Raw genomic sequence first — 5,110 nt, forward strand, 5'->3', positions numbered from 1 at the left:
TGTTCGTCGTGAGTCTCTTGCTGCAGAACGTCTGGCGGTATCTCCACTGGAAGTACGTGGCGGCGCCCCGCCGTGGGGGGCGCCGCCTCTGGGACTGGCCGTTCACGGAGTTCTGTGAGATGGTGCTGCGCGCTGTCTGGACAGCGTTTGGCGTTCGAAGGTCTGTTCCAGCGAACCAACCACTCGACGACCGGTTCTTCCGGTAAGGTGTCCTCGTGAGAGGGCACCCCTCGTGAGTGGAAACGCTGTCGCGTCGGCGGCGGATCGCCGCCGACAGCGACTATCCAGTGCTGATCACCGTCTTCGCCAATCCTCCGACACTATCTGAGCACAGATCAGACCGGTTCAGCATGTTCTCAATGCATTCGTGCGGTCACTGCTGTGATCGGCTGAAGCTTAATTCATCGGACGACTGGTTCGAGAAACTGCTGTGTTACAAGGTATCGGGATGAACGTTACAGGATATTCTTCATATATCTTTCATAATCGGAAACAATTGTATCAATGATTGGTATTTGATAAGGAGAAATCCACCAAATATTGCAATAAAACCGGTTGCCGTAGGGAGATCTACTAACCGACCGAAAATTACCCAGCTTAAGAGCGCCGCAGCAACGGGCTCGAAATATCCGATGAGATTAATTTCTGCCGGACCATGCTGATCCAGTAACTGGAAATAAAGGAGAAACGCAACTGCTCCAGAAATAAGGCTAAGATGGATTAGTGAAATAATTGCAGGTGGTGTCCATTGAATCGCTTCCAAATGTTCACCTGTGCCGGCCCCAACGACATGGAGCAGTCCTGCACCCAGGAGCATCGCCCATCCTTGCATGCTCTGAACTGGCATCTTGGTTCGATAAGGACGAGTAAGAACAGAACCTAACGCAAAAGCCGATGCTGCAAGGAATACTAGGCCGCTCCCAAGCACACTAGTTGTGATTAAAAATATATCAGTTGGACCAGCTATTAAAGTTACACCAACGAATCCAAGGCCCAATCCAACGATACGCATCGCAGTCAAGGACTCGTCCAACAGAAAGGTTGCGAACATCATGGTAAGAATGGGACCCAGACTGATGATAACAGCTGCTACAGTTCCAGAAATATACTGTTGACCTATATACAAAAACGCGTGATGGCCTCCAATGATGAAGGCACCTGCGATTAGGATAACGATCCAATCTTGATAAGAGCGAGGGCGCCAGTATTCGGTAGTCATTATAGCAAACACAAGGATCACTGCTCCAGCAACGTAGTATCGGAGTGCTGCGAATAGAATTGGTGGAAAGTAAGGAAGTCCTGCCTCAATTGCAACGAACGAACTTCCCCATAAGAGACCCAAGATGGTGAAAGAAAGGACGGACCGAACCCAGTTCATGGGGATTCTCATCAAGATTTGCTTATCAATTTATTGGTTTGAACAGCGACTATAGCTCAGTAATTGATGCCCCGAGGGTGTCATAGAAGAGTTCTCACACCGTGATGATCGTGCTCCCAGGATTGTCTCCGCGTTCGTCGTTGGTGATTGCGACGACGAGGCGAAGACAGAGCGCAAGAAACACCTGCGCTCGTGCGTGGACGCGGCCTCGGGCGTGAGTGCGCCCGAGGCCGCAGTTCTTGACTGCCTCGTTGGTTCGCTCAACTCCCGTCCGGCGATTGTACGTCTCGTCTAGCGTCGATTGGTGCAGCTGAATGTCCGCACTGTGTTCGGTGATGCGGTCTTCGATCCTGTACTCGATATCGAGCGGATCATCGGTGTTTCGTGCGTTGTACGGGGCGACTGGCACGACTCCTGCGGCTAGCAGGTAGTCGTGCCAGTCAAGCGTGTCGTAGGCGCTGTCACCGAGCATCCAGATCGGCTGAGCGACGGCGAGCGCGTCACGCGTGACGCGCATCGCCGTCTCCTCTGGTGCTTGCTTACTCTCGGTGAACTCCGCTGCGATCGGGATCTTTTGCCCGGTCGAGACAATTGTGCAGCCGTAGCCGTGGTAGTACTCTTCGGTCGTTGGATCATAGCATTTCGACGCATCTTGATCGGCGGGCATCGCTCTCACGTCCGTCGAATCAATGGAGTAGGTCAAGTCGAGCAGGCCGCGGCGGGCGGCCTGCTCGACGAGATGGTCGAAGACCTCGTCGACGACGTGTTCGAGGTCGGTGAGGAAGCGATCGACCGCGTCTCTGGACGGCGGTCGATCGAAGCCACAGCTGAGCCAGACGAACGTGTTCTGAAGCTCCCGTGCAACCGGACGAATCCCGTAGACATCGTGGTAGTAACAGTGGAGGAATCCACGCATCATCTCGGGTGGTTGGTGCTCTCGTGTTCGCCCCGTCTCCGCCGGGGCGAACACGTCGAACTCGTCGAGAAACTCTAAGGAGAGGTACTCAAACAGCGCTAGCGTCGCTGTCTCCACGACATTGAAGAACGAGTCTATCGAATGGTTCTCTTGCAGGGTCGCTGAGTGCATACCACCTCAGCATTCACCCTGCTCTTTGGTGTGGTAATCGTTCTATGACACCCTCGATGCCCCGTCAAGGATTTGAACCTCAGTCCTCGGCCTGAAATGCCGAGATGATTGGCCTAGCTACACCAACGGAGCATATTGACCTCGTTGCTGGAATCCGTTAAACCTATCTATCAACCCATACGTTGACAAGATGGTTCACCAAGGCAGATGTGACAATTGGTTATCCAATTGTACTCCTTGTGATCAGTAATATGATGATACCAGCTATCAACACTAGTATTAACCAAGCGAAGAAGATCATCGCGGCTTGTCGGCCTGTGAGCTGGTCACCACTAAGGACCTCATCAAACGCCATGTTAAGGAGTACTCCTCAGATGAAGATAAACCGTTTGGTCGAAGTCCTTCTCTAACTCAATCACGATTCGTCTGATTTGATTTTTTGAAGATTCTCAAGGAGTTCACCGGTTGAACTCCCCTCGTCGAACGATATTTTGCCACGATACTCGTTGGGTTGTTCGTCCGAGTCAGACTCGATCTCCGAGATCAGTTGCTCGTGACGTTCGTACTCACGCTGGTCATAGTCACCCATTCCCATGTGAATTCGAAACTTCGGATGGCATCATAATCAAGGTATCGGTCACTCGAAGTAGGCGATAAAGGTTGATGAGAATGGTGTGGCTCAATTTCTGTAGACGTATCACAACGGCCTTGAGACCTATCCCAGTGGAGAGCAAGCCTGATTACAGGGAAAGAGCACTAGTGGGCCAAAGCGGCTTTTTCTCCCAATTCTGTCGAGTGTATCTTCGAGAACTGGTTGAGAACGACGAGCGGCCTGGAACAGAGTACGTTGTTTTGAGACGCGACGATTCCATTCGCAATATAGATGTGCGTAATGAAGTCATCAAGTGATTAAGTGCAGAATCGGTACGACTTATAGGTGGCAACCCTAGTACATAGATATGGCAGATCTCAACCCGATCGCGAAGCGAATACACCAAACTAGTCCTGATCCCGTTGAGCTCACACTTAACGAGGGAACGACAGGCATATTTCATATTTCCGGGGCCGAGTTCTTTCAGCAGGACTTTCAGGCAGAGGGTGTGTGCGAGGGCGATGAGGCGAACTACCGATTTATCACGAGCTCAGATAACGAATCAGTTCTGGTCGGACGGAAGGACGGAGACGAGTCGGAGTGGACGATGATCGGGACGGTAACTGAAGTCACCAGAGAGAGACCGTAACCTCTTGTTCACTAGGAATTAAATCGTAAACCTATTCACTATATTTCATATTTTGCAGTATAAGTCAACATCTCCGTTCCAGTCGTCCCTTTGCCGACAGCTGCCATTAATCCAGTTGATGACGGTTATCGGTTCTTCGAAGACAGTATACCCCATCCATATATAATAGTCCAGATTTATCGGACAATATTGGTGTCGCGTCATGCTATTTCGCAATCGTCCTCAAAGAATTACATTCATACGGGTGTAATATATATCTATAACCTCACTCCGAAAACAGGAGACATATATAATAATACAGTATACCTGGACAAGATGGTGAAGTAGGAGAGTGATCCGATTACCTAGCGATAGTCATCTAAGTACGAATCACTGATTTCGGTCTCGAGGTCGTTGACGTATTCTCTCAGGATTTCCGGCAGCTCGCTGGTATACCGTTCGTTCGTGAACCGGTATTTCGGACCGATGATGGCGATCGCACCGAGAACACTCCCATCAGGACCGATCACACGTCGCCCGACTTCTCTGAGACCGTCAACATACTCTTCGTCGGCGAATGCAATGCCTCGGTCACGAATCTCTTCTAGTTCTCGAAAGAACTCGTCCTGGTCCGTGATAGTGTGTGCTGTCTGTTCAGGAAGCCCCCAGTCGTCCAGTACCGCCTCGAGATGCTCATCAGGAAATTCGGCGAGAATCGCTTTACCAGTTGCAACGCTGTGGAGATAATAGTAGATTCCAGCAGAACTAGGCGTGGTAGAGATATGTCGTTCCTTAGTTGGAAAGTGGCTATCCGGATGGAAGGATTCATGGACGAGAATGCCACGATTATCGTTCTCAACAACGAATTCGACCTCTTCGTCGATTCGGTCAGAAAGGTCTGTTACGGTCTGCTTCGCCAGCGTGTATGCCTTCTTGCGTGAGCGTGCATATTCACCGTGATTGAGGAACCGCAATCCAATGTGATATACCGCACCCTCCTTTGTGAGATACCCTTCTTCAAGAAGTGTCTGGAGGTGGAGGTGAACCGTACTTCTCGCTATCTCCAACTCCCCGGTGAGTTCATCGAGTGTTGCGCCACCCAATGTTTGAATCGTATCGATTACGTCTAGTGACCGTTTTGTGGTTTTCGCTGTCTGCTTTGTCATAGCTTCCTGTACCGGCTGAATCGATATAATGGTTCGGTTATCTCGAACTATTAAGCTATCCGGCCATCCCTCCTACTGCGATCCTATGCCAAAAACGGTAGTGAAGGTACCCTCATAGGCAGTCTGGTAACAGACCCTACCAAGTCTCGTGTTGTTGAGTGCTGAGACAGGATTGGTACAGACAGATAGATAATACGTTTGCAGTCGAGCGGGGTGTTTTTAGCAGATTTATTAGATAATTAGAACAGTCTATGTTTAA

The 5,110-nt window shown here is 50.4% G+C and carries 5 protein-coding genes, 1 tRNA gene and 1 pseudogene; 2 read left to right on the forward strand and 5 right to left on the reverse strand.

Going from position 1 to position 5,110, the window contains the following annotated elements; genetic code table 11:
* A pseudogene (locus LCF40_RS22845) lies at positions 1-206 on the forward strand (ISH3 family transposase); the annotation flags it as partial.
* Positions 207-469: 263 nt separating this feature from the next.
* On the opposite strand, the gene LCF40_RS22850 reads toward LCF40_RS22845, so the two are convergent.
* From LCF40_RS22850 to LCF40_RS22865, 4 genes are all read right to left on the reverse strand, one after another.
* Positions 470-1,390 carry a DMT family transporter gene (locus LCF40_RS22850; protein ID WP_318247922.1) on the reverse strand — a complete coding sequence of 307 codons (921 nt, stop codon included), beginning with the start codon at positions 1,388-1,390 and terminating at the stop codon, positions 470-472.
* A gap of 82 nt (positions 1,391-1,472) precedes the next feature.
* A complete protein-coding gene (locus LCF40_RS22855) occupies positions 1,473-2,465 on the reverse strand; it encodes a transposase (RefSeq protein ID WP_224830422.1) in 993 nt (330 codons plus the stop codon).
* A gap of 57 nt (positions 2,466-2,522) precedes the next feature.
* Positions 2,523-2,597, reverse strand: a tRNA-Glu gene (locus tag LCF40_RS22860).
* Positions 2,598-2,880: 283 nt separating this feature from the next.
* Positions 2,881-3,060 (reverse strand): DUF5786 family protein, encoded by a 180-nt coding sequence (locus LCF40_RS22865; RefSeq protein WP_318247923.1) that lies wholly within the window; start codon positions 3,058-3,060, stop codon positions 2,881-2,883.
* 364 nt (positions 3,061-3,424) lie between these two features.
* On the opposite strand from LCF40_RS22865, the gene LCF40_RS22870 reads away from it, so the two are divergent.
* Entirely contained in the window at positions 3,425-3,706 is a 282-nt protein-coding gene (locus tag LCF40_RS22870) for a DUF8072 family protein (RefSeq protein ID WP_224830423.1), read from the forward strand.
* Positions 3,707-4,050: 344 nt separating this feature from the next.
* Here the strand turns inward: LCF40_RS22870 and LCF40_RS22875 are convergent, their stop codons facing one another.
* The gene (locus LCF40_RS22875) at positions 4,051-4,851 is read right to left on the reverse strand and encodes an IclR family transcriptional regulator (protein ID WP_224830424.1); all 801 of its coding nucleotides are present in this window, start codon (positions 4,849-4,851) and stop codon (positions 4,051-4,053) included.
* Positions 4,852-5,110 lie beyond the last annotated feature (259 nt).

Origin of the sequence: Saliphagus infecundisoli (assembly GCF_020177375.1) — an archaeon.
In the GTDB taxonomy this organism is placed as follows: Archaea; Halobacteriota; Halobacteria; order Halobacteriales; family Natrialbaceae; genus Saliphagus; species Saliphagus infecundisoli.

Coding starts and splice junctions, on each gene's coding strand:
- LCF40_RS22850 (WP_318247922.1), bottom strand. CDS start 1,390: ATGAGAATCCCCATGAACTGGGTTCGGTCCGTCCTTTCTTTCACCATC.
- LCF40_RS22855 (WP_224830422.1), bottom strand. CDS start 2,465: ATGCACTCAGCGACCCTGCAAGAGAACCATTCGATAGACTCGTTCTTC.
- LCF40_RS22865 (WP_318247923.1), bottom strand. CDS start 3,060: ATGGGAATGGGTGACTATGACCAGCGTGAGTACGAACGTCACGAGCAA.
- LCF40_RS22870 (WP_224830423.1), top strand. CDS start 3,425: ATGGCAGATCTCAACCCGATCGCGAAGCGAATACACCAAACTAGTCCT.
- LCF40_RS22875 (WP_224830424.1), bottom strand. CDS start 4,851: ATGACAAAGCAGACAGCGAAAACCACAAAACGGTCACTAGACGTAATC.